The sequence below is a fragment of the Streptomyces sp. ERV7 genome (assembly GCF_001653515.1).
GTDB lineage: Bacteria > Actinomycetota > Actinomycetes > Streptomycetales > Streptomycetaceae > Streptomyces.
Window position 1 is genome coordinate 1,636,934 of sequence record NZ_LYOY01000040.1, and the last position, 22,571, is coordinate 1,659,504.

21 protein-coding genes, 1 tRNA gene and 1 pseudogene are annotated in these 22,571 nt (G+C 69.5%); 18 read left to right on the forward strand and 5 right to left on the reverse strand.

All coding sequences use genetic code 11. The annotated features are described in order from the left end of the window. Positions 1–25: 25 nt before the first annotated feature. From A8W25_RS22040 to A8W25_RS22045, 3 genes are all read right to left on the reverse strand, one after another. A complete protein-coding gene (locus A8W25_RS22040; protein ID WP_067163909.1) occupies positions 26–1,780 on the reverse strand; it encodes an MFS transporter in 1,755 nt (584 codons plus the stop codon). 1,303 nt (positions 1,781–3,083) lie between these two features. Next, on the reverse strand, positions 3,084–3,608 hold the full coding sequence (locus A8W25_RS32765; protein WP_079126243.1) for a GNAT family N-acetyltransferase: 525 nt from the start codon (positions 3,606–3,608) through the stop codon (positions 3,084–3,086). A 15-nt stretch (positions 3,609–3,623) separates the two neighbouring features. After that, a complete protein-coding gene (locus tag A8W25_RS22045) occupies positions 3,624–4,391 on the reverse strand; it encodes a GntR family transcriptional regulator (RefSeq protein ID WP_067163911.1) in 768 nt (255 codons plus the stop codon). 370 nt (positions 4,392–4,761) lie between these two features. On the opposite strand from A8W25_RS22045, the gene A8W25_RS22050 reads away from it, so the two are divergent. Genes A8W25_RS22050 through A8W25_RS22070 form a run of 5 tightly spaced genes read left to right on the forward strand, consistent with a single transcriptional unit; the run spans position 4,762 to position 8,342 of the window. Beyond that, a complete protein-coding gene (locus A8W25_RS22050) occupies positions 4,762–5,499 on the forward strand; it encodes an RNA polymerase sigma factor (RefSeq protein WP_067163913.1) in 738 nt (245 codons plus the stop codon). Then, on the forward strand, positions 5,496–6,296 hold the full coding sequence (locus A8W25_RS22055; RefSeq protein ID WP_234386524.1) for a hypothetical protein: 801 nt from the start codon (positions 5,496–5,498) through the stop codon (positions 6,294–6,296). Before A8W25_RS22050 ends, A8W25_RS22055 begins: the two co-directional genes overlap by 4 nt. 2 nt (positions 6,297–6,298) lie before the next feature. Beyond that, positions 6,299–6,694 (forward strand): HNH endonuclease, encoded by a 396-nt coding sequence (locus A8W25_RS22060; protein WP_079126245.1) that lies wholly within the window; start codon positions 6,299–6,301, stop codon positions 6,692–6,694. Beyond that, the gene (locus A8W25_RS22065; protein WP_067163915.1) at positions 6,691–6,885 is read left to right on the forward strand and encodes a helix-turn-helix transcriptional regulator; all 195 of its coding nucleotides are present in this window, start codon (positions 6,691–6,693) and stop codon (positions 6,883–6,885) included. The genes A8W25_RS22060 and A8W25_RS22065 overlap by 4 nt, the downstream gene beginning before the upstream one ends. After that, entirely contained in the window at positions 6,882–8,342 is a 1,461-nt protein-coding gene (locus A8W25_RS22070) for a tyrosine-type recombinase/integrase (protein ID WP_199831789.1), read from the forward strand. Before A8W25_RS22065 ends, A8W25_RS22070 begins: the two co-directional genes overlap by 4 nt. A gap of 21 nt (positions 8,343–8,363) precedes the next feature. On the opposite strand, the gene A8W25_RS32770 is transcribed toward A8W25_RS22070, so the two are convergent. Then, complete coding sequence (locus tag A8W25_RS32770; protein WP_079126246.1) at positions 8,364–8,594, reverse strand: YozE family protein; 231 nt, start codon at positions 8,592–8,594, stop codon at positions 8,364–8,366. 178 nt (positions 8,595–8,772) lie between these two features. Then, positions 8,773–8,844 (reverse strand) — tRNA-Arg (locus A8W25_RS22075). A gap of 158 nt (positions 8,845–9,002) precedes the next feature. Here A8W25_RS22075 and A8W25_RS22080 point away from each other — a divergent pair. From A8W25_RS22080 to A8W25_RS22140, 13 genes and pseudogenes are all read left to right on the forward strand, one after another. After that, positions 9,003–9,449, forward strand: a complete 447-nt coding sequence (locus A8W25_RS22080; protein WP_199831790.1) for a response regulator — start codon at positions 9,003–9,005, stop codon at positions 9,447–9,449. A 69-nt stretch (positions 9,450–9,518) separates the two neighbouring features. Then, positions 9,519–9,761: pseudogene (locus tag A8W25_RS22085) on the forward strand (DALR anticodon-binding domain-containing protein); the annotation flags it as partial. Between the two features lie 36 nt (positions 9,762–9,797). Further along, entirely contained in the window at positions 9,798–11,189 is a 1,392-nt protein-coding gene (gene lysA, locus A8W25_RS22090; protein WP_067163922.1) for a diaminopimelate decarboxylase, read from the forward strand. Positions 11,190–11,320: 131 nt separating this feature from the next. Further along, positions 11,321–12,610, forward strand: coding sequence for a homoserine dehydrogenase (locus A8W25_RS22095; protein ID WP_067164356.1), 1,290 nt, complete (start codon positions 11,321–11,323; stop codon positions 12,608–12,610). Between the two features lie 6 nt (positions 12,611–12,616). Further along, positions 12,617–13,675, forward strand: coding sequence for a threonine synthase (gene thrC, locus A8W25_RS22100; protein WP_067163923.1), 1,059 nt, complete (start codon positions 12,617–12,619; stop codon positions 13,673–13,675). 244 nt (positions 13,676–13,919) lie between these two features. Further along, entirely contained in the window at positions 13,920–14,837 is a 918-nt protein-coding gene (gene thrB / locus A8W25_RS22105; protein ID WP_067163925.1) for a homoserine kinase, read from the forward strand. A 415-nt stretch (positions 14,838–15,252) separates the two neighbouring features. Beyond that, on the forward strand, positions 15,253–17,331 hold the full coding sequence (rho, locus tag A8W25_RS22110) for a transcription termination factor Rho (protein WP_067163927.1): 2,079 nt from the start codon (positions 15,253–15,255) through the stop codon (positions 17,329–17,331). A gap of 227 nt (positions 17,332–17,558) precedes the next feature. Beyond that, positions 17,559–18,674, forward strand: coding sequence for an LCP family protein (locus tag A8W25_RS22115; RefSeq protein WP_067163929.1), 1,116 nt, complete (start codon positions 17,559–17,561; stop codon positions 18,672–18,674). 161 nt (positions 18,675–18,835) lie between these two features. Continuing rightward, on the forward strand, positions 18,836–19,054 hold the full coding sequence (gene rpmE / locus A8W25_RS22120; protein WP_067163931.1) for a 50S ribosomal protein L31: 219 nt from the start codon (positions 18,836–18,838) through the stop codon (positions 19,052–19,054). Between the two features lie 103 nt (positions 19,055–19,157). Continuing rightward, positions 19,158–20,237: a peptide chain release factor 1 gene (prfA, locus tag A8W25_RS22125; RefSeq protein WP_067163933.1), complete on the forward strand. Its 1,080-nt coding sequence runs from the start codon at positions 19,158–19,160 to the stop codon at positions 20,235–20,237. 75 nt (positions 20,238–20,312) lie between these two features. Then, the gene (prmC, locus tag A8W25_RS22130; protein WP_079126247.1) at positions 20,313–21,194 is read left to right on the forward strand and encodes a peptide chain release factor N(5)-glutamine methyltransferase; all 882 of its coding nucleotides are present in this window, start codon (positions 20,313–20,315) and stop codon (positions 21,192–21,194) included. 56 nt (positions 21,195–21,250) lie between these two features. Beyond that, on the forward strand, positions 21,251–21,898 hold the full coding sequence (locus tag A8W25_RS22135; protein WP_067163935.1) for an L-threonylcarbamoyladenylate synthase: 648 nt from the start codon (positions 21,251–21,253) through the stop codon (positions 21,896–21,898). After that, positions 21,895–22,545 carry a protein-tyrosine-phosphatase gene (locus A8W25_RS22140; protein WP_067163937.1) on the forward strand — a complete coding sequence of 217 codons (651 nt, stop codon included), beginning with the start codon at positions 21,895–21,897 and terminating at the stop codon, positions 22,543–22,545. The genes A8W25_RS22135 and A8W25_RS22140 overlap by 4 nt, the downstream gene beginning before the upstream one ends. The last annotated feature ends 26 nt before the right edge of the window (positions 22,546–22,571 follow it).

A 22,571-nucleotide genomic window follows, 5' to 3' on the forward strand; every position in this document is an offset into this window, starting at 1 on the left:
GCGGTCCTGCGTCAGCGCCGCCGCCTCACACTCCCCGGGCGACCGGCTCGCCCAGTGCCTCCAACTCCGCGTCCAGGTCGCGCGCGTGCACCTCGCGGGGCAGCGCGAACATGCCGAGCGCCACGAGCACCAGGATCCCGACCCCGTACCAGAGGCTGAGGTCGAAGCTCTTGACGAAGTTGTGGCTGACGGCCTCCTGGCCCTGCTCGGTCAGGATCGACTGGACCTTGTCGGCGCCCGCCACCGAGGAGGGCTGACAGCTGGCCGGGACCTTGGTCGGGTCCGACTCGGCCGACCGGTCGTGCACACACGCCCGGAAGCCATTGACGATGTCGTCGACGCCGCCCGCCGGGACCCCGGCGGTGACCAGCTCCTGGCGCAGGGCCGGGGTGACCTTGTCGACGCCGTGGTCGGAGTCGCTGGCGAGGTGGCCGAAGAAGAGCACCCCGACCAGGGCGACGCCGAGCGCCATACCGACCTGCTGGGTGGTGCCGAGCAGACCGGAGGCGGAGCCCGCGTCCTTGGCGGGCACCTTGGTGAGGATCGCGTCGATCATCGGGGCGACCACCAGACCGAAGCCGAAGCCGGTGACGACCAGCGGCGCGATCATCTGCCAGGACGGGATGTCCGGGCCGTAGTGGTGGGCGACGAAGATGTACGCGGCGAAGCCGAGCGCGTTCAGGAGCGCCCCGCCGATCAGCGTGAGGCGTCCGATGCGCGGGGTGAACACCTCGACCGCGAGGCCGGAGCCCGCGGCGGCGCCGACCGCGAAGGCCGCGCCGGTCAGACCGGCGCGCATGGGCGACCAGCCGAGCCCGAGCTGCATGTACAGCGTCCACACCAGGAAGAAGCCGCCCAGCGCGATCCAGAACAGTGTCCACACCAGCATGCCCGCGGTGAACGCCCGCTCCTTGAAGAGGCTGAGCACCACCAGCGGTGAGCCCACCGTCCGGGTGCGGTAGCGCTCGAAGACGACCAGCACGCCGAACACCACGACCGAGCCGCCCATCAGGACGAACGTCCAGGCCGGCCAGTCGAGCGCACGGCCCTCGGCGAGCGGGTAGACCAGCATCAGGATGCCGGTCACGGCGATCACCACGCCGATCGGGTCCAGCTTGGGCGCGGCGGCCGACTTGGACTCCCCTACGAAGAACCAGGCGGCGATCAGGGCGGCGATGCCGACCGGGATGTTGACCAGGAAGATCGGACGCCACTCCAGGTCCGCGATGTTCGCGTCGACCAGCACACCGCCGACGATCAGACCGGCCACCGACGCGGAGCCGAGCACACCGCCCCAGATGCCGAGCACCTTGCCGCGCTCCTCGGACGGGAACGTGACATGGATGATCGCCAGGATCTGCGGGACCATCAGTCCGGCCATGGTGCCCTGGAAGAAGCGCGCGCCGATGAGCATGCCGGGGCCGCTCGCCACACCGCAGAGCGTCGAGGCGATGGTGAAGCCCGCCACGCCGATCAGGAACATCTTCTTGCGGCCGTAGATGTCACCGAGCCGGCCGCCGGTGATCAGCAGGGCGGCGAAGCCCAGTACATAGCCGGCCACGACCCACTCGATCTGGGTGTAGTCGGCGTGCAGGTCCTTCTGGATGCTCGGGATGACGACGTTGACGATCGTCACGTCGAGCATGTCCATGAACCCGGCCACCAGAACGATGATCAGGGCGAGCCAGCGGCGCGGGTCGAGCGCCGGCGCTTCGCCGGACGCGTCTCCCGCACGGCTTCCACCGGGCTGGTCGGCTCCGGCGTGGGTGTCGTGAGTCATGGCGTTTCTACCTCTGGCCGATCGTGGTGACCGAGGCCGTCCGAGCCCGGTCGTGACGGATGGAGCGTGATGAGACGAGTGCCATTTGCGGGTCTCCTTGCCACAGCGGCAGGAAAAACTGCGTCGCCAAGATGACGACACAGGGTCTGGGGGTGTGACTTTCCGCAGGTCACAGCCCGGCGACGGCCGCACAGGAAGCCGCCCCGCAGATCGCCTGGGCGATCGGTCGGGGCGGGGGCGCGGACTGCGGGGATCCCAGAAATTCCGCAAAAATAGCTGAGGGCCCCCGGACGGCCGCGTGTCCCCGACGGACAGTCACAGGGTGCAACGATCACCGGAGGGGAACGGACCCCGCACAGTCGACGTAACTCCACGTGACCGTCTCTCGTGAGGCGCTAGCGACACTCCGAACGCCCGAGAACCCTCGTTCCGGCGCGGGAACCGTGTTCTCGCACGTCAGTCGCTAGTCGCTAGCAACCTGATCAGGTGCTGTTTGGGTCGCTAGCAGGGTCGCTAGCGCTAGCGACCCCCCTTGCTACCGCAAGCGACCTTTTGGGCCCTTCTGGTGACTACAGAGAGTGCTATACGGACCTCCCTGCGGACGGGCGTCTGTTGGTTCGCTGCGCTCGCGGCGTGCCGTCGGCCGGTGGGTGACTCGGGCTGGCAGGCATCCGTCACGTACAGTGTCCACCCCTCGGGGGTGAACGGCGGATCGGGGGCCCTCAGCTATTTTTGCGGAATTTCTGGGATTAACGCGGGAGCTCCCGGGCGCCACGTTTCCGCAGGTCAGGCTATTTTTGCGTATTCTGCGGTTTGTGCGGCGGGGTTCCGGGGCCGAAGGGGGTTCCCCGCCACGCTCCGTCACTGCATGGGCGGCACCGATTCAGGGGTGAGCGTCCTGCCCAAGAACCCGTGGTCAGCAGGAAGCACCCCACCTGGCACCCGGCGGGGGAGAAGGGAAGAGGTCACCCGCGCCGGCGGAGTGGTCTCTTCCCCGGACGGCGACCGCCCGCGCAACGCTGCCGGGCCCGGACGGCGGCCGTCGCAGCGCGAGCGCAGCGAGCCGCCAAGGGTCTCGCGGCCGTAGGCCGCTCCTTCCATCGCTTTGCGTAGCCAGACAGGGCGCGCTGGCCGGTCTAGAGCTAGCACCACGGGCTGCTAGCTCTAGCACCCCTGCTAGCACCTCATTTGCCCTGTGAGCAGGGAGCTAGCGCCTAGCACCTCACAGCGCCGAGCCCCGGTTTCTCGCCGAAAACGGAGCTTGGCCGGGTCGCTCGGTGCTGCTAGCGATCGCTACGGCCGCTCAAGGTGCTCTGTACCACCTAGATTCGGCGCGCTCCGCGTTGCCGTACGCGTGGGAGGCAGCCCCGATAAACGTCCAACCAAGGCGTTCGTAGAGCCGGATGGCAGCCTTGTCTTTAGCCAGAACTTCCAAGAAAAGGCGCACCCCGGTCTCAACGGCGTACTCCGTCGCAGCTACTACGAGCTGCGCGCCGACCTGTTTCCCTCTGGCTGCTGGGCTCACGAACAGCCTTTCAAGCACGGCACTCTGTTCCCCACTGGCGCGCTCTGTTGACTCGGGGAAGAGCGGGACAGAATCTCCCGAGATTTCACTTACGGAAACGTGGCCGACTATCGAGGCTGCCTCGGTTGCCACCCACGCTCTGACTAGGCGTGGAGGCGTAAGCCAGGCAATCGGGTCCGCTACCCCTTCGACCGGGTAGCCGTCGATGGCGAACACCTCGCGCAGCACTTCGCCGGCCGCTGCTACGTCGTGTGCTGTCCGTGGGCGAATGACGATGTCACCATGCTGCTCAGGTTGGCCCATCGTGTCCTCCTGGGGCTATTCGACGGGGACGTTGTAGGCGAGTCCGTTCATGTCGGCCCGCATGACGAAGCTCGTCACCTCATAAGCGCTTCCCTGCTGGTCAATGCTCGTGTGCACGACCTCAATGACCGGCACACCAGGCGGGAGGGCCAGATAGCGGGCTTCATCAGGGTTGGGCATGCGCGCGCTGATTTCATCGTTGATTCGGGCCATTGTGTGGCCCTGCTCTTCGAGAACGCCGTGAATTCCGTACTGATGGGGAACCTCGGCTTCGAGCAATCCCGTACCCTGCGCGACATCCCAGGGAATCCATGTGGTGACCCGGTAGACCGGGACATCGTCGGCGTAGAATACGTTTTCACGTCGCAGCGCAGATTCCCTGCTGGGTGAGAGGGAGAGGCGGTCGGCGACCCCTGCATCCGGCTTGGCCTTTCCGACTGACAGCACTTCAAAGCGGCCAGTTTTCCCCTGCTTCGCGCATTCAATCAAGAATGGGGAGAGGCCGCTCTCACGATACTTTGGCGAGTACCGATCGCTTCCCAAGCGGATTAGCCGGGTCCTTTCCCGAACGAACGCACCCCGGCCCCACTCCACCGTGATTACGCCTTGCTGCTGAAGAATCTTCAGCGCTTCATCGATGGTGTTGCGGACGACTCCATATCGCTCCGCCAGGGTCCGCGTGGATGGAAGCCGTGCGCCTGGTGCGTACGTGCCGACGTCGATGGCGTCGCGCAGCTCTGCGGCGATGCGCTGACTTGCTGGAGTCCTGTCCTCGTTGGCCATGCCGACCCCTTCTAAGTGGCTCCCGCCAGTGTACGTACTGGCGCAAGCCAGTTTGGTGCGAGTGCTTGACGCAACTGGCGTGAGCCAGTTCACTGAGTCTCACCAGCCCAACTGGCGCAAGCCAGTTGAGGGTTGGGTCCAGTTCGTCGTGCCCGGGACAACCGGGACACGCAACAGGGAGCGGCTCCCTACCGCCAAGCAGATAGCCGCTCCCCGACCCAGAAGGGGTGTCTCCATGATGCCTGGAACCATGACGGAACGGTGTGTCGAGAGTGCAGCTAACACGTCGTTAGCGCCCGCTCCCGCGACGCTGATGACGGCGCTGCGCGCGGCACGTGAGGCGCGTGGGTGGGACCTGCCTGAGCTGGTGATGCGTCTGCGTCGCGAGGCTGTCACGCAGGACGTGAGCATCTCGGTGCACTACCGGTCAGTGGCCTCGATCATCAGGACGTGGGAGAGCGGCGACAAGACGCCGAACGCCCTGTACCGCCGCCTGTTGACGGCGGTCTACGGCGAGTCCGCGAGCGTGCTCGGCCTGCCCGAGCCGACCGAGCCGCAGGCCCTGAACGCCGAACGGCTCGGCCGGATCTACGCCCGCTACCAGCCGTGGCTGCTGGCGCGCATCCACCGCATCGTGGGCGACTACCACCTTGCCGAGGACCTGACCCACGACACGTTCATCAACGCGGGTCTGGCCCTGGACAAGGTGGAGGAGTGGAAGGACGCGGAAGAGCTGCACCCGTGGCTGGCCATGCACGCCCGGTGGGTGATCGGCACCTACCGCCGCCACCACGACCCGCAGCGTCACGAGCGGCTCGCCAGCCCGATCGATGACGACGACCGCCCGTTCGACTTCCCCGCCGCCGACGAACTGTCCCGGCCGGAAGAGACCGTCTCGGCCTCCCTCGACCTGCACCGCATGCTGGCGATCCTGCCCGCCGTACAGCGCCAGCTCATCACCCTGGTTATCCAGGACGGCCTGAGCGTCCGCAAGGCCGCCGCCCGCCTCGACCTGACCTATGACCGCGCCCGTGGCCTGCACACGCAGGCCGTGAACGCGCTGCTCCAGTACGTCAGCGGGCCGACGGTTCAGGAGAGCGCCGCGTGAACACCGACGGCCTGAACGCGTTGTACGCCCGCGTGACGGCCCCGGCCGCTCCCGCCGTGCCCCTGGCACGGCGGGAGCGCCGCCGGGGCGGTGAGGGCTTCCCCACCGTCCCCGCCGGGGGTCTGGAATGGTCTCCGATGGAGGTGGCCGCCGCCCTGTTCGAGGCGGGCGCGGACAACGAACTCGGCGGGCGGGTGCCGACCACGGACGACCTGTACCGCGTCCTGCGCGCCTCCGTGGCCGTGCTGGGACCGGCCGGGCTCGCCCAAGTCGTCGCGACGTTCGCAGTGTTCGAGCTGGGGGAGTTCCGTGAGACGGACACCTGCCGGACGTTCGCCTACCGGCTCGCCCTGTCCTTCTGGTACGCCGGGGCCCGCTCCCGCCCCATGACGGCCGGGGAGGCGGCCGTGGCGCTGTACCTGTCGGACGCCTACCGGCACCACCAGGTCGACGCGGTCACCGCGCGGCGGGCCCCGTTGCTGGTCTCCCGCGCGATCCGGCAGGGTGCCGCCCTGCTCCCCACCCCGACGCTCATGCGCCTCGGGGAGGCCATGGGCCGGGAGTTCGCCGCTCCCGCGTCGCCGGGCGAAGTCGTCACGGCGGGGAGGGACTGGCTGTACCGGCAGGCGCTGCCGGACTACCACCGCCGCCGGTTCTGCTTCGCCCTGCTGTGGGCCGACGTCTGCCAACCCTCGCCGCTGATCGTGCGGTTGGACGGCGCCGGCTACGCGCTCGGGGCGACTCCGCCGGCGGGTCCTGACGGCACGTGGCTGCGGCCCGTACGGGTGGGGTGGTAGCCGTGAGCCTGCACGCCACCTACAAGCTCAAGGCCAAGACCCGCCGCAACCGCAAGGCGCGCCTTGCCGAGCGCGACGGACAGCACTGCGCCTACTGCCGTAGCCCGTTCGCCACGCCGCTGGAAGCGACGTTGGACCACGTGGCCCCGGTCTCCCTGTTCCGCACCTGGTCGGCCCGGCACCTCGTACTGGCCTGCCGGTCCTGCAACGACCGCAAGGCCGACCGCTTCCCCCTCTCGATCGCCCTGCTGTTGCTGCGGTCGGTCGACCCGACCCGTCCCGTCATCCGCCCGGTCGACCTGCCGTTACTGGCCCGACTCGCCTACACGAACCGGTCGACCCGCCACCTGCCCGAATCGACCCGGAACCCCCCGATCCTTGAGAGGACGGCGGCATGAGCGCTCGAACGGTGGACGAGAAGATGACCGTTCAGGAGGTTCTCGCCGATCTGAAGGTCGCGCCGTCGACCTTCTACCGGTGGCGCCAACTCGGGAAGGGCCCCCGCTCGATCAAGCTACCGAACGGCGATGTCCGCATCCGCAGGTCGGAGTACGAGCGGTGGCTTTCGGAGCGGGAGGACGCCGCGTGAGCACGACCGAAGGCACTCCGCCTCTCCGCCCGCACGGGGAGGCCCGGCCGGGGTACTCGCTCGATGTCCGGCTGTGGAAGGTCACGAAGGTCGACCGCAAGGCACGCCCGTATCAGCTTCGGTGGGTCGTAGGCGGGAAGGTCAGCAGCGCGACGTTCGCGACGTCGGCTCTTGCCGATAACCGACGCTCGGAGTTGCGGCAGGCCATGCGCCGGGGCGAAGCGTTCGAGATCGCAAGTGGGCAGCCTGAGTCTGAGGTCCGTGCGGCGGATGAAGCGGCGGCAACTGCGGCTGAGGCCAAACCGTCGGTGCGGTGGTTCGAATTCTGCCGGAGGTACGTCGCCGGACGGTGGCGTATGAGCGCCGCCAAGACCCGTGAGGGCATGGCGGACGGACTTGCCGCCGTGGCGCTGGCCATGGTGAAGCGAAGCGATAAGACTCCCGAGGACAAGCACCTGCGGCTTGCGTTCCGGTGGGCGATCGTCCCCGCGAACGCGGGACAGGACCCGCCTGCCGAACTGAAAGCCGCATACGAGTGGCTCACGAATGAGGACCGGCCGGTTGCCGACCTGGTTGACCTTGAGGTGTTCGAGGACGTGCTGTACCGCCTCAGCTATCGACTGGACGGCACCCCGGCGGCGGGGGAGACGAACAAGCGGCGCCGGCGGGTCCTGAACACGGCCCTCGAACACGCAGTGGCCACGAAGGAGCTACCGGAGAACCCACTCCAAGGGGCACACAAGAAGCGCGGAGGCTCCGGTGGGGTGGTGGACCGGCGCGTCCTGGTGAACGCCGTACAGGGGCGCCAGTTGCTCACCGCCGTCTCCTACGTCGGTTCGTGGGACCGCAACCGTGGGCGCCGCTTGGTGGCCTTCTACGCAGTCCTGTACTACGCGGGGCTCAGGCCCGCTGAGGCGGTCGGGCTGAGGCTCTCTGACTGCCATCTACCAGAGGCGGGTTGGGGCACGCTGACGCTGCGGGAGACGCGTCCCGTCTCCGGTAAGCAGTGGACTGACTCAGGGGAGCGGCACGACCGCCGGGGCCTGAAGGCACGAGAGGCGGACACGGATCGTCCGGTCCCTATCCCGCCCGTCCTGGTCGCGGTGCTGCGGAACCATCTGAAGGAGTTCGGGACCGCCAAGGAAGGGCGAGTGTTCGGCAACGAGCGCGGGGGAGTCGTCGGCTCATCAACGTACTGGCGCGTGTGGGAGGAAGCGCGGCTGCTCGCCCTCCCGCCTGAGCGTGTCGACTCGCCGTTGGCCGGGCGCCCGTACGACCTGCGGCACGCTTGCATCACGCGCTGGCTGAACGCGGGTGTGCCGATCGCCGAGGTGGCTCGACGGGTCGGCAACTCTCCCGAGGTGATCCACCGCCGCTATCACGGCTGCATCGACGGCCACGAGGAAGCGGCCAACGCGAAGATCACAAAGGCGCTGGAAGAAGACGGCGACGCCTAGCTGTGATGGGTCGGGGCACCGTCATTCATGTTGAGCGGCTTTGTACTGTTCGTACTGAGTCCAGGCACGTTCGAGTGTCTCTATGGCGGTCGGAATGGCGCCGCGCTCTTCAAGGTAAGTGCGCTGGCCTGGCAGGCTCTTGCGTGAGGGCCAGTCGGGATCGCGCGAGATGTCCCGGGCGAGATCACCAATGGCATTGTCTTGATCGGTGTGAGTTTTCAACCACACAGTGAAGCTCTTCGGCTGGGGCATAGCCCTATCCTTCCGCCGCCGCGTGACGTCCATACGTCACTGTGTCGCGTGTATCGCAGATAGTGCGCGAGCGGTGAGAGACAACGAGAAAGAGCGGGAGTCAGTGAGACTGACTCCCGCTCTCTCAAGTCGGCATTCGCACTGGTCAGAGCATGGTTCTTGCTGGCTGACTGGCGAGTGCCCCCGGCAGGATTCGAACCTGCGCACACGGCTCCGGAGGCCGTTGCTCTATCCCCTGAGCTACGGGGGCGTTCGTCGCGCTTGGCGGCGACGGGTAGAACCCTACCAGCTCCCATGGGGTGGCTGTGAACAGGTATTTCCCGTGGTCGGCGGGGGTCGGGTCCCCCGCAGGGGGCGGAAGTGGGGAAAACCCGGACGCGGCGACGTTCGCGGACCTAACCTCGAGATGTGTCAGGCGTGTCCGGCCGGGTGCTTGTTGTCGACGACAACAAGGTCATCCGACAGCTGATCAGGGTCAACCTTGAGCTAGAGGGCTTCGAGGTCGTGACCGCGGCCGATGGTGCCGAGTGTCTGGAAGTGGTGCACCGGGTCTGTCCGGATGTCATCACTCTGGACGTCGTGATGCCTCGGCTCGACGGGCTGCGTACGGCCGCGCGGCTGCGGGCCGACGCGCGTACGCGGCATCTGCCGCTCGCGATCATCAGTGCCTGTACGCAGTACGAGGTCGAGAACGGGCTCGCGGCCGGTGTGGACGCGTTCCTGGCCAAGCCCTTCGAGCCGGCCGAGCTGGTCAAGGTCGTACGGCAGCTGATGCACCGGGAGGCTCCGCCGTCTCCCGACGGCAACAGGCAGCCCGGCCGAGCCGGCCGCGCGGCCGGCACCTCCCGCGGATGAGAGCGGATGACAGTGGGCGGGAGGGGAGTGGTGGGAGGGAAGTCGTGGGAGTGGATGAGGTCTGGGGCCCTCCTCGCCGACCACCCCAGCACCCTCCTCCGCGCCGCCGAGCTCCGTGCCCCCGACCGGGTCGCCCGGCAGCTCGAAGGGATTGCCGACGCCCTGCTCGACTTCCAGCACCGTGTGCTGCCGCTCGGGGACGAGAAACCCTCGGCCGCCCACCGTGCCCGGCTCGCGCTCGCCGAAGCCGCCGGGGCGGTGCTGGCCGGTGGCCTGTCCCTGTTCGGTATCGACACCCCTGAATTCCTGTGAACTCGTGAGAGTCGTAAGAGTTGTGAGAGTGACAGCATGAGCCGTTCCGCACATCCCGCCGGGCCCCGTCACGCCGATGTCCTTCCCGAAGGGCATTACTCGGCGCCGCCCGCCGATCTCAACGTCCTTGATCCGAAGGTCTGGTCGCAGACCGTCGGGCGCAACGCCGACGGTGTCGCCCACGTCGGCGGGCTCGATGTCGCCGCGCTGGCCGAGGAGTTCGGGACCCCCGCGTACTTCCTCGACGAGAGCGACTTCCGCGCCCGCTGCCGCGCCTGGGCCGAGGCCTTCGGCAAGGACGCCGATGTGTTCTACGCCGGGAAGGCCTTCCTCTCCCGTGCTGTCGTGCGGTGGCTGCACGAAGAAGGGCTCAACCTCGACGTCTGCTCCGGCATCGAGCTCGCCACCGCCCTCTCGGCCGGAATGCCCGCCGAGCGCATCGCCTTCCATGGCAACAACAAGTCCGAGGAAGAGATCCGGCGAGCTGTCGAGGTCGGTGTCGGGCGGATTGTTCTGGACTCCTTCCAGGAGATCGTTCGCGTCGCCCACATCGCCCAGAGCCTCGGCAAGCGCCAGCGTGTCCAGATCCGGGTGACCGTCGGCGTCGAGGCGCACACCCATGAGTTCATCGCCACCGCCCACGAGGACCAGAAGTTCGGTATCGCCCTCGCCGGGGGACAGGCCGCCGAGGCCGTCCGGCGGGCGCTCAAGCTGGATGGTCTTGAGCTCATCGGGATTCACTCCCACATCGGGTCCCAGATCTTCGACATGGCGGGGTTCGAGGTCTCCGCCCGGCGGGTGGTGCAGCTGCTCGCCGACGTGCGCGACGAGCACGGGGTCGAGCTGCCCGAGATCGACCTCGGCGGCGGGCTCGGCATCGCGTACACCTCCGACGACGACCCCCGCGAGCCGCACGAGATCGCCAAGGCGCTCAACGAGATCGTCACCCGTGAGTGCGAGGCCGCCGGGCTGCGTACGCCGCGCATCTCCGTCGAGCCGGGGCGCGCGATCGTCGGGCCCAGCGCGTTCACGCTGTACGAGGTCGGGACCATCAAGCCGCTGGAGGGGCTGCGGACGTATGTGAGCGTCGACGGGGGCATGTCCGACAACATCCGGACGGCCCTGTACGACGCCGAGTACTCCGTCGCGCTCGTCTCGCGCACCTCGGACGCGGAGCCGATGCTGGTACGGGTCGTGGGCAAGCACTGCGAGAGCGGCGACATCGTCGTACGGGACGCGTTCCTGCCCGCCGACCTGGCGCCCGGCGACCTCATCGCGGTGCCCGCCACCGGGGCGTACTGCCGCTCCATGGCCAGCAACTACAACCACGCCCTGCGCCCGCCCGTCGTGGCGGTCCGCGACGGCGAGGCGCGCGTCATCGTCCGGCGCGAGACCGAGGAAGATCTCCTGCGGCTCGACGTCGGATGATGAATAAATGAATAGAACGATGAATAAATAGTGGAATATGTGTCTCAGGATCCGGACGGAGGGCAGAAACCTCCGTCCGGTGAGTGAGACTGGTTCGCATTCAAGCTGGTAGAAGGAAACGAGGTCGGATGATGCGTACGCGTCCGCTGAAGGTGGCGCTGCTGGGCTGTGGAGTGGTCGGCTCAGAGGTGGCGCGCATCATGACGACGCACGCCGACGACCTCACGGCGCGCATCGGCGCGCCCGTCGAGCTCGCCGGTGTCGCCGTGCGCCGGCCCTCGAAGGTGCGCGAGGGCATCGACCCCGCGCTCATCACCACCGACGCCACCGCCCTCGTCAAACGCGGCGACATCGACGTCATCGTCGAGGTCATCGGGGGCATCGAGCCCGCTCGTACGCTCATCACCACCGCCTTCGAGCACGGCGCCTCCGTCGTCTCCGCCAACAAGGCGCTGCTCGCCCAGGACGGCGCGGCGCTGCACGCCGCCGCCGTCGAGCACGGGCGGGACCTGTACTACGAGGCGGCCGTCGCCGGCGCCATCCCGCTGATCCGGCCGCTGCGCGAGTCCCTCGCCGGGGACAAGGTCAACCGGGTGCTCGGCATCGTCAACGGCACGACCAACTTCATCCTCGACAAGATGGACTCGACCGGGGCCGGGTACCAGGAGGCCCTCGACGAGGCCACCGCGCTCGGGTACGCCGAGGCCGACCCCACCGCCGACGTCGAGGGCTTCGACGCCGCCGCGAAGGCCGCCATCCTCGCCGGGATCGCCTTCCACACCCGCGTACGCCTCGACGACGTGTACCGCGAGGGCATGACCGAGGTCACCGCCGCCGACTTCGCCTCGGCGAAGGAGATGGGCTGCACCATCAAACTGCTCGCCATCTGTGAGCGCGCCGCCGACGGCGGGTCCGTCACCGCGCGCGTGCACCCGGCGATGATTCCGCTCGACCACCCGCTGGCCTCGGTGCGCGGCGCGTACAACGCCGTCTTCGTCGAGGCCGAGGCCGCCGGACAGCTGATGTTCTACGGGCCCGGCGCGGGCGGCGCGCCGACCGCCTCCGCCGTTCTCGGCGACCTGGTCGCGGTCTGCCGCAACAAGCTCGCCGAGTCCACCGGCCCCGGTGAGTCCGCGTACACCCAGCTGCCCGTGAGCCCCATGGGCGACGTGGTGACGCGCTATCACATCAGCCTCGACGTGGCCGACAAGCCGGGTGTGCTCGCCCAGGTGGCCACGGTCTTCGCCGAGCACGGGGTCAGCATCGACACCGTGCGTCAGCAGGGCAAGGACGGTGAGGCCTCCCTCGTCGTCGTCACCCACCGCGCCGCCGACGCGGCCCTCACCGGGACCGTGGACGTCCTGCGGGGGCTCGACACCGTGCGGGGTGTCGCCAGCATCATGCGTGTTGAAGGGGAGTAACGAGCAATGACCCACCAGTGGCGCGGAATCATCGAGGAGTACCGGGACCGGCTCCCCGTCTCCGCTACGACCCCGGTCGTCACCCTGCGCGAGGGCGGTACGCCGCTCGTGCCCGCGCAGGTGCTCTCCGAGCGCACCGGCTGCGAGGTCCACCTCAAGGTCGAGGGCGCCAACCCGACCGGGTCCTTCAAGGACCGCGGGATGACGATGGCGATCACCCGGGCGAAGGAGGAGGGCGCGAAGGCGGTCATCTGCGCCTCCACCGGCAACACCTCCGCCTCCGCCGCCGCCTACGCGGTACGGGCCGGAATGGTGTGCGCCGTCCTGGTGCCGCAGGGGAAGATCGCGCTCGGCAAGATGGGCCAGGCGCTGGTCCACGGGGCGAGGATCCTCCAGGTGGACGGCAACTTCGACGACTGTCTGACGCTGGCGCGCGGCCTCTCCGACAACTACCCGGTGGCGCTGGTCAATTCGGTCAACCCGGTCCGTATCGAGGGCCAGAAGACCGCCGCGTTCGAGATCGTGGACATGCTCGGCGACGCGCCCGACATTCACGTCCTTCCCGTCGGCAACGCCGGCAACATCACGGCGTACTGGCGGGGGTACCGGGAGTACGCGGCGGACGAGGTGTCCACCCGCACGCCCCGTATGTGGGGCTTCCAGGCCTCCGGTTCGGCGCCGATCGTGCGCGGCGAGGTGGTCAAGGACCCGTCGACGATCGCCACCGCGATTCGCATCGGCAACCCCGCGTCGTGGCAGTTCGCGGAGGCCGCGCGCGATGAATCGGGCGGTCTCATCGACGAGGTGACGGACCGTGAGATCCTGCGGGCCTACCGGCTCCTCGCCGCCCAGGAGGGCGTCTTCGTGGAGCCCGCCTCCGCCGCCTCGGTCGCCGGTCTGCTCAAGGCCGCCGAGCAGGGCCTGGTGGACCCCGGCCAGAAGATCGTGTGTACGGTCACCGGCAACGGCCTCAAGGACCCGGACTGGGCCGTCGCGGGCGCTCCGCAGCCCGTTACGGTGCCGGTGGACGCGGCGGTCGCGGCCGAGCGCCTCGGTCTGGCGTAGCCGACACCCGGAAGTCAAAACCCGTACAACCCCGAGTAACTCGGCACGTAGGGGCGCAGGGGGCTCGCGACACGCATCGTGCGCCTCCTGTGCGCCCTATGTCGCCACTCAACCTTCCTTCGATAGGCTGTACCCAACCCGCCCCGCCGCATATGCCGCGGTGCAGTTGCCCACGTGGCCGTCGGGTTCTTGGGTACCTCTTCGAAAATCTCGCAGCAGTCTCACAAGGAGAGTCATCAGAGCGATGGCCGGTCCCGCATTCCGCGCCGCCGCCGTACGGGTGCGCGTCCCCGCCACCAGTGCCAACCTCGGCCCGGGCTTCGACTCCCTGGGCCTGTCACTGGGGCTCTACGACGACGTGGTGGTCCGCGTCGCCGACTCCGGCCTGCACATCGACATCGCGGGCGAGGGCGCCGAGACGCTGCCCCGCGACGAGAGCCACCTCCTCGTACGGTCGCTGCGCACCGCCTTCGACCTGCTCGGCGGGCAGCCGCGCGGCCTGGAGGTCGTCTGCGCCAACCGCATCCCGCACGGCCGGGGCCTGGGCTCCTCGTCGGCCGCCATCTGCGCCGGCATCGTCGCCGCGCGCGCGGTGACCATAGGCGGCGACGCCAGGCTCGACGACGCCGCGCTGCTGGAGCTGGCCACCGAGATCGAGGGCCACCCCGACAACGTCGCGGCCTGTCTGCTCGGCGGGTTCACGCTCTCCTGGATGGAGGGGGGAGCTGCGCGGGCCATCAGGATGGACCCTGCGGATTCCGTCGTTCCGGTGGTCTTCGTGCCCGGCAAGCCGGTGCTGACGGAGACCGCGAGGGGGCTGCTGCCGCGTACCGTCCCGCACGGGGACGCGGCCGCCAACGCCGGGCGTGCGGCCCTGCTCGTGGAGGCGCTGACCAGGCGCCCCGAGCTGCTGCTCCCGGCCACCGAGGACCGGCTCCACCAGGAATACCGGGCACCCGCGATGCCCGAGAGCGTGGCGCTGGTCAACCGGCTGCGGGCGGACGGCGTCCCCGCGGTCATCTCCGGCGCGGGGCCCACGGTCCTGGCGCTGGTCGAGGACGGTGCGGCCGACAAGGTCGCACGGCTGGCGGGCGACGGGTGGGCCGCGAACCGGCTCCGCCTCGACGCCTCGGGCGCGAGTGTCCTGCCCCTGGGGTCCTAGGCCATGGGGTCATAGGGGCGTCAGGGCGGGACGCGCGGCTTGCCGGTGATGAGAGGGGGAATGTTTGTTGGATCCGGTAGTGTTAACCTCAAGTCTGCATCGGTCGTCATTGTGGCGCGGTGCTTCGTGTCCCCTTCAGGGACCGCCTTTCTTCCGGGAGCCTCCCAAACCGCCAGCGCAGCCTGCCTGAGCAGTTTCCGAGCACGCTCCGGAACCGGCACGACACCCCCCGCTTTTCCTCAGGGGGCCGAGTAGGGGAACTCGGGCCGGACCCCACGCACGTTTATCTCTCCGCCGTACGCGGCGGACCACCGCCCCGGCACGGTCAGTGACCCCAGGTCACAGGCCATGTTCGGACAGCACAACCGGTCGCCGAGCCAGACAGGCCGACGTCCGCTCCAGGGAAGGACCCTTCGTGAGCGACACCACCGATCTGATGGGCGTGACTGCCGACACTTCTGTCGGCGACGCCGCGCCCGCCGCAGGTGCTGCCTCTGGCACCACCTCACGGCGCCGCCGCTCCGGCACCGGCCTCGACGGCATGGTCCTGGCCGAGCTGCAGCAGGTCGCGTCCGGCCTCGGCATCAGGGGCACCGCGCGGATGCGCAAGAGCCAGCTGATCGAGGTCATCAAGGAGGCGCAGGCCGGTTCCGGCTCCGCCGCCCCGGCCAAGGGCGCCGACGCGGCCGAGACCAAGCCCAAGCGCCGCGCCACCTCCAAGGCCCGTACGGGTGACGAGGCCGCCGAGAAGGCTGCCGCCCAGCAGCAGATCGAGATCCCGGGCCAGCCGGCCGGGGGCGCCCCCCAGGCCGAGCGAGGCCGAGAGCTCGGGGGAGACGACCAGCCCGCGGGCGAGCGCCGCCGTCGGCGCGCCACCGCGGCCGCCGGCTCCCCGGAGTCCGCGACCGCCGCCGCCGAGCCGCAGACCGCCAAGGCCGAGGCCAAGACGGACGCCCGGGCCGAGCAGAAGACCGACGTCCAGCCGGACGCCAAGGCGACCGACGCCGTCGACGGCGCCGAGGGCCGGCGCGAGCGCCGCGACCGCGGTGAGCGCGGCGAGCGGGGCGACCGCCAGGGCCGCCAGCGCGGCGAGCGCGACCGGGGTGAGCGGGGCGACCGCGACCGCGGCGAGCGGGGGGAGCGCCGCGGCAAGGGCGACGACCAGCAGGGCCAGGGCGGCCAGCGCCAGCAGCGCCAGGGCGGCGGCCAGGGCGGTCAGGGCCAGCAGAACAACGGTCCCCAGGACGACAGTTACGACGACGAGGGCCGCCGCGGCCGCCGTGGCCGTTACCGGGACCGCCGCGGCCGCCGCGGTGGCCGGGACGAGTTCGGCGTCGAGCCGCAGGTCAACGACGACGATGTGCTGATCCCCGTCGCGGGCATCCTGGACATCCTCGACAACTACGCGTTCATCCGGACCTCCGGCTACCTGCCGGGCCCGAACGACGTGTACGTCTCGCTCGCCCAGGTCCGCAAGAACGGTCTGCGCAAGGGTGACCACGTCACCGGCGCGGTCCGCCAGCCGAAGGAAGGCGAGCGCCGCGAGAAGTTCAACGCGCTCGTCCGGCTGGACTCCGCGAACGGTATGGCGGCCGACTCCGGCCGTGGCCGTCCCGAGTTCAACAAGCTGACCCCGCTCTACCCGCAGGACCGGCTCCGTCTGGAGACCGACGCGGGTGTGCTGACCACGCGGATCATCGACCTCGTGTCGCCGATCGGCAAGGGCCAGCGAGGCCTGATCGTGGCCCCGCCGAAGACCGGCAAGACCATGATCATGCAGGCGATCGCCAACGCGATCACCACCAACAACCCCGAGTGCCACCTGATGGTCGTCCTGGTCGACGAGCGTCCGGAAGAGGTCACCGACATGCAGCGGTCGGTGAAGGGCGAGGTCATCTCCTCGACCTTCGACCGCCCGGCCGAGGACCACACCACGGTCGCCGAGCTCGCCATCGAGCGCGCCAAGCGTCTGGTGGAGCTGGGCCACGACGTGGTCGTGCTGCTCGACTCGATCACCCGTCTGGGCCGTGCGTACAACCTGGCGGCACCGGCCTCCGGCCGCATCCTGTCCGGTGGTGTCGACTCGACCGCGCTGTACCCGCCGAAGCGCTTCTTCGGTGCCGCGCGCAACATCGAGGACGGCGGCTCGCTGACCATCCTGGCCACCGCGCTGGTCGAGACGGGCTCGCGCATGGACGAGGTGATCTTCGAGGAGTTCAAGGGCACCGGCAACATGGAGCTCAAGCTCGACCGCAAGCTCGCCGACAAGCGCATCTTCCCGGCGGTGGACGTGGACGCGTCCGGCACCCGTAAGGAAGAGATCCTGCTCGGCAGCGACGAGCTCGCCGTCACCTGGAAGCTGCGCCGCGTGCTGCACGCGCTCGACCAGCAGCAGGCGATCGAGCTGCTCCTGGACAAGATGAAGCAGACGAAGTCGAACGCCGAGTTCCTGCTCCAGATCCAGAAGACCACCCCGGGCAACGGCAACGACTGACGTCGCCGCCGCGACCTGCGCGAACGCCCCCGGCACCTCGGTGCCGGGGGCGTTTTCGCGTATCCGGGGGCGCCGAGAGCTTCACCACACGCCCCGGGCGTTCTTAAGGGCTTCTTAGAACCCTGTGCAACCCTTCTTGGTGCTTCTCCGTCTGACAAGTGTCGACAAACCGTGCCTGACAGACACGGCGGGGGGTACCAGGAGCGGCAGCGAGGACTGAGGAGAACATGGCCGAGCAGAGCGAGAGCGGCAGCGACCGAATATCCGGCGGTGGCCGTGGCAGGCGCCGCAGGCGCCCGACCCCGCGCCGCCGAGCGCTGACCATCGCGGCCTGGTCCGCGGCGGGCGTGGTCCTGGCCGGCGGGGCGGGTCTGGGATACGTCTACTTCAAGCTGAACGGCAACATCAAGGGCGTCGACATCAACGCCCAGCTCGGCACCGACCGCCCCCAGGACGTCGACAACGGATCCATGGACATCCTCGTCCTCGGCTCCGACTCCCGGGCCGGCGCCAACAAGGAGTACGGCAAGGACGACGGCGGCGCCCGCTCCGACACCGCGATGGTCATCCACGTCTACGAGGGCCACAAGACGGCCAGCGTCGTCTCCATCCCGCGCGACACCCTGGTCACCCGGCCCTCCTGCACCACCACGGGCGGCGGGACCGACCCCGGCGGCAAGCGCCAGATGTTCAACACCGCGTACGAGGTCGGCGGCCCGGCCTGTGCGGTCAAGACGGTCGAGCAGATGTCCGGCATCCGGATGGACCACTACATCGAGGTCGACTTCACCGGCTTCAAGAAGCTCATCGACGAGCTCGGCGGGGTGCCCGTCACCACCGCGAAGCCGATCAAGGACACCAAGAGCCATCTGGACCTGCCGCCCGGAAAGCACACCCTCAACGGCGAGCAGGCGCTCGGCCTGGTGCGCACCCGGCACGGTGTGGGCGACGGCTCCGACCTCGGCCGCATCCAGCTCCAGCAGGCCTTCATCAAGGCGCTGATCGAGCGGGTCAAGGGCGTGGGCGTCTTCACCAGCCCCACCAAGCTCTACGGGCTCGCCGACGCCGCCACCAAGGCCATCACCACCGACTCCGACCTGAACTCGATCAACAAGCTGATCGGCTTCGGCAACGGGCTCAAGGGCCTGGGCGCGGACGACGTCCACATGGTCACCCTGCCGGTGATGTACGACCCGGCCGACCCCAACCGCGTACTGCCGCAGCAGGCCCAGTCCCAGCAGGTCTGGGACGCCCTGCTGAAGGACCAGCCGATCCCGGCCTCCGCGACCAAGGACTCCGCGGGCGACAAGGGTGACGCGGGTACCGTGGTGAAAACCGGCTGACCTGCACTTTCGCTGGACGGGACGGGGCGTGGAATAGATCGGGGCCCACCCCGGTTTTGGGAGATACGCCCAGTCCTGGCAGACTGGTACGTCGGCCCCGGTTCACGTGCGCGCATTCCCGCGCGGACGACCCGGCGCCCTCCATGAACATAGGAGACACCTTGAAGCGCGACATCCACCCCGAGTACGTCGAGACGCAGGTCAGCTGCACCTGTGGCGCGTCGTTCACCACCCGTAGCACCCTCGCCGAGGGCACCATCCGTGCCGAGGTCTGCTCCGAGTGCCACCCGTTCTACACGGGCAAGCAGAAGATCCTCGACACCGGTGGCCGTGTGGCCCGCTTCGAGGCCCGCTTCGGCAAGGCTGCTGCCGCCAAGTAGCGAGCCACTGCGCCGGTCTTCGGCCGCCCCCGTGCGGGGCGGCTGGGACCGGCGCTTTGCCGTCTCCCGCAGCAGCCACTTAACGAAAACCCAGGAGCACCCGATGTTCGAGGCGGTCGAGGAACTGATCGGCGAACACGCCGGTCTGGAGAGCAAGCTCGCCGACCCTTCGGTCCACGCCGACCAGGCGAACGCGCGCAAGCTCAACAAGCGCTACGCCGAGCTGACGCCGATCGTCGGGACGTACCGCTCCTGGAAGCAGGCGGGCGAGGACATCGAGACGGCCAAGGAGTTCGCGGCGGACGACCCCGACTTCGCGGCCGAGGTCAAGGAGCTGGAGAAGCAGCGCGAGGAGCTGACGGAGAAGCTGCGCCTTCTCCTCGTTCCGCGCGACCCCAGCGACGACAAGGACGTCCTCCTGGAGATCAAGGCGGGCGCGGGCGGCGACGAGTCGGCCCTGTTCGCCGGCGACCTGCTGCGGATGTATCTGCGCTACGCCGAGCGCGTCGGCTGGAAGACCGAGATCATCGACGCCACCGAGTCCGAGCTGGGCGGCTACAAGGACGTCCAGGTCTCCGTGAAGACCAAGGGCGGCAACGGCGCCACCGAGCCCGGCCAGGGCGTCTGGGCGCGGATGAAGTACGAGGGCGGGGTGCACCGCGTGCAGCGCGTGCCCGCCACCGAGTCGCAGGGCCGTATCCACACCTCCGCCGCCGGCGTGCTCGTCACGCCCGAGGCCGAGGAGGTCGAGGTCGAGGTCAACATGAACGACCTGCGCATCGACGTGTACCGCTCGTCGGGCCCCGGCGGCCAGTCCGTCAACACCACCGACTCGGCCGTGCGCATCACGCACCTGCCGACCGGTGTCGTCGCCTCCTGCCAGAACGAGAAGAGCCAGCTCCAGAACAAGGAGCAGGCCATGCGCATCCTGCGCTCGCGGCTGCTCGCCGCGGCCCAGGAGGCGGCCGAGCAGGAGGCCGCCGACGCCCGGCGCAGCCAGGTGCGTACCGTGGACCGCTCCGAGAAGATCCGCACGTACAACTTCCCGGAGAACCGCATCTCGGACCACCGGGTCGGCTTCAAGGCGTACAACTTGGACCAGGTGCTCGACGGCGACCTGGACGCCATGATCCAGGCGTGCGTCGACGCCGACTCCGCCGCCAAGCTCGCCGCGGCGAGCTGACACCCGTAAGACACCCGGTACTTCCCCCGCCGCACGACGGGGCGGGGGAGGCCCATTGCAGCCCGGAGGACCAGCGTGCCGCAACATTCTGGGGGGCGAACCCCAGGCCCCCGCAGTGTGCTGCTCGCGGAGGTGGCCCAGGCCACCCAGCGGCTGGCCGACGCCGGCGTGCCCTCGCCGCGCTTCGACGCGGAGGAGCTCGCCGCGCACATCCACGGCGTCAAGCGGGGAGAGCTGCACCTGGTCAAGGACGCCGACTTCGACGCCCGTTACTGGGAGGCGATCGCCCGTCGTGAGGCGCGCGAACCGCTCCAGCACATCACCGGGCGGGCGTTCTTCCGCTATCTGGAGCTCCAGGTCGGCCCCGGCGTCTTCGTGCCGCGCCCCGAGACCGAGTCGGTCGTCGGCTGGGCCATAGACGCCGTGCGCGCCATGGACGTGGTCGAGCCGCTCATCGTCGACCTGTGCACCGGCTCCGGCGCGATCGCGCTCGCCATGGCCCAGGAGGTGCCCCGCTCGCGGGTGCACGCCGTGGAGCTGTCCGAGGACGCGCTGGACTGGACCCGCAAGAACGTCGAGGGCTCGCGCGTCGTGCTGCACCAGGGCGACGCCCTGACCGCGCTGCCCGAGCTCGACGGCCAGGTCGACCTGGTCATCTCCAACCCGCCGTACATCCCGCTCACCGAGTGGGAGTACGTCGCCCCCGAGGCCCGGGACCACGACCCCGAGCTCGCCCTCTTCTCCGGCGAGGACGGCCTCGACACGATCCGGGGCATCGAGCGCACCGCCCACCGGCTGCTGCGGCCCGGCGGCCTCGTCGTCATCGAGCACGCCGACACCCAGGGCGGCCAGGTGCCGTGGATCTTCAACGAGGAGGCCGGCTGGGCGGACGCCGCCGACCACCCCGACCTGAACAACCGTCCGCGCTTCGCCACGGCCCGCAAGGCCCTGCCGTGACCGTCCCGACCCCCAACCGCTTCACGACCGCGTACGTGTACGAGGAGGCCCGTTAAATGGCTCGGCGATACGACTGCAACGACGCGACCGACCGCACGACCGGTCTGCGCGAGGCCGCCTCCGCAGTGCGCCGCGGCGAGCTCGTCGTCCTCCCGACGGACACCGTCTACGGCATCGGCGCCGACGCGTTCAGCTCCGAGGCCGTCGCTGCCCTGCTGGACGCCAAGGGCCGGGGCCGCAATATGCCCACCCCCGTCCTGATCGGGTCCCCGAACACGCTGCACGGCCTGGTCACGGACTTCTCCGAGCAGGCGTGGGAGCTCGTCGACGCGTTCTGGCCGGGCGCCCTGACGCTGGTCGCCAAGCACCAGCCCTCGCTCCAGTGGGACCTGGGCGACACCCGGGGCACGGTCGCCATCCGGATGCCGCTGCACCCGGTCGCCATCGAGCTGCTCACCGAGGTCGGCCCGATGGCCGTCTCCTCCGCCAACCTCACCGGGCACCCCTCGCCCGAGGACTGCGACGCCGCGCAGGAGATGCTGGGCGACGCCGTCTCGGTGTACCTGGACGGCGGCCCCACCCCGGGCATCGTCCCGTCGTCGATCGTCGACGTCACGGGGAAGGTGCCGGTGCTGCTGCGCGCGGGCGCGCTCGACGCCGACGAGCTGCGCAAGGTGGTACCCGACCTCGAGGTGGCGAATTGACAGCCCCTGAGACGGGGCGTGGCATAGGCACCGGGCTCACCGGCACCACCTTCCGCATCCTCCACGTCAGCACCGGCAACGTGTGCCGCTCGCCCATCACCGAGCGGCTGACCCGGCATGCCCTGACCGATCGCCTCGGCGACCCCTTCACGGGCGGCCTGATCGTGGAGAGCGCGGGCACCTGGGGCCACGAGGGCGCCCCGATGGAGGCCAACGCGGCGGCCGTCCTCGCGGACTTCGGCGCGGACGCCGCCGGCTTCACGGGGCGCGAGCTCCTGGACGAGCACGTCATCACCGCGGACCTGGTCCTCACGGCCACCCGCGATCACCGCGCCCAGGTCATCTCCATGGGCCACTCGGCGGGTCTGCGCACCTTCACGCTGAAGGAGTTCACCCGGCTGGTGCGCGCCATAGACCCGGCGACGCTGCCCGACCCCCTCCAGGACGGCATGGTGGAACGCGCCCGCGCCCTGGTCCGCGCGGCCGCGGCCCTGCGCGGCTGGCTGCTGGCGCCGAGCGCGGAGGCGGACGAGGTGAACGACCCGTACGGCGCCCCGATCACGTTCTTCCGCTCGATCGGCGACGAGATCAACACGGCCCTGGAGCCGGTGGTGACGGCGTTGACGGGTGTGCGCGCGCCGCACTGACGCGAATCCGCTGACGGGAATCCGTC

What these genes read in the sequence shown, in the direction of transcription:
- A8W25_RS22040 (WP_067163909.1), bottom strand. Translation starts at nt 1,780, where the DNA reads ATGACTCACGACACCCACGCCGGAGCCGACCAGCCCGGTGGAAGCCGT.
- A8W25_RS32765 (WP_079126243.1), bottom strand. Translation starts at nt 3,608, where the DNA reads ATGGGCCAACCTGAGCAGCATGGTGACATCGTCATTCGCCCACGGACA.
- A8W25_RS22045 (WP_067163911.1), bottom strand. Translation starts at nt 4,391, where the DNA reads ATGGCCAACGAGGACAGGACTCCAGCAAGTCAGCGCATCGCCGCAGAG.
- A8W25_RS22050 (WP_067163913.1), top strand. Translation starts at nt 4,762, where the DNA reads ATGCGTCTGCGTCGCGAGGCTGTCACGCAGGACGTGAGCATCTCGGTG.
- A8W25_RS22065 (WP_067163915.1), top strand. Translation starts at nt 6,691, where the DNA reads ATGAGCGCTCGAACGGTGGACGAGAAGATGACCGTTCAGGAGGTTCTC.
- A8W25_RS32770 (WP_079126246.1), bottom strand. Translation starts at nt 8,594, where the DNA reads ATGCCCCAGCCGAAGAGCTTCACTGTGTGGTTGAAAACTCACACCGAT.
- lysA (WP_067163922.1), top strand. Translation starts at nt 9,798, where the DNA reads ATGAGCCGTTCCGCACATCCCGCCGGGCCCCGTCACGCCGATGTCCTT.
- A8W25_RS22095 (WP_067164356.1), top strand. Translation starts at nt 11,321, where the DNA reads ATGCGTACGCGTCCGCTGAAGGTGGCGCTGCTGGGCTGTGGAGTGGTC.
- thrC (WP_067163923.1), top strand. Translation starts at nt 12,617, where the DNA reads ATGACCCACCAGTGGCGCGGAATCATCGAGGAGTACCGGGACCGGCTC.
- thrB (WP_067163925.1), top strand. Translation starts at nt 13,920, where the DNA reads ATGGCCGGTCCCGCATTCCGCGCCGCCGCCGTACGGGTGCGCGTCCCC.
- A8W25_RS22115 (WP_067163929.1), top strand. Translation starts at nt 17,559, where the DNA reads ATGGCCGAGCAGAGCGAGAGCGGCAGCGACCGAATATCCGGCGGTGGC.
- prfA (WP_067163933.1), top strand. Translation starts at nt 19,158, where the DNA reads ATGTTCGAGGCGGTCGAGGAACTGATCGGCGAACACGCCGGTCTGGAG.
- A8W25_RS22135 (WP_067163935.1), top strand. Translation starts at nt 21,251, where the DNA reads ATGGCTCGGCGATACGACTGCAACGACGCGACCGACCGCACGACCGGT.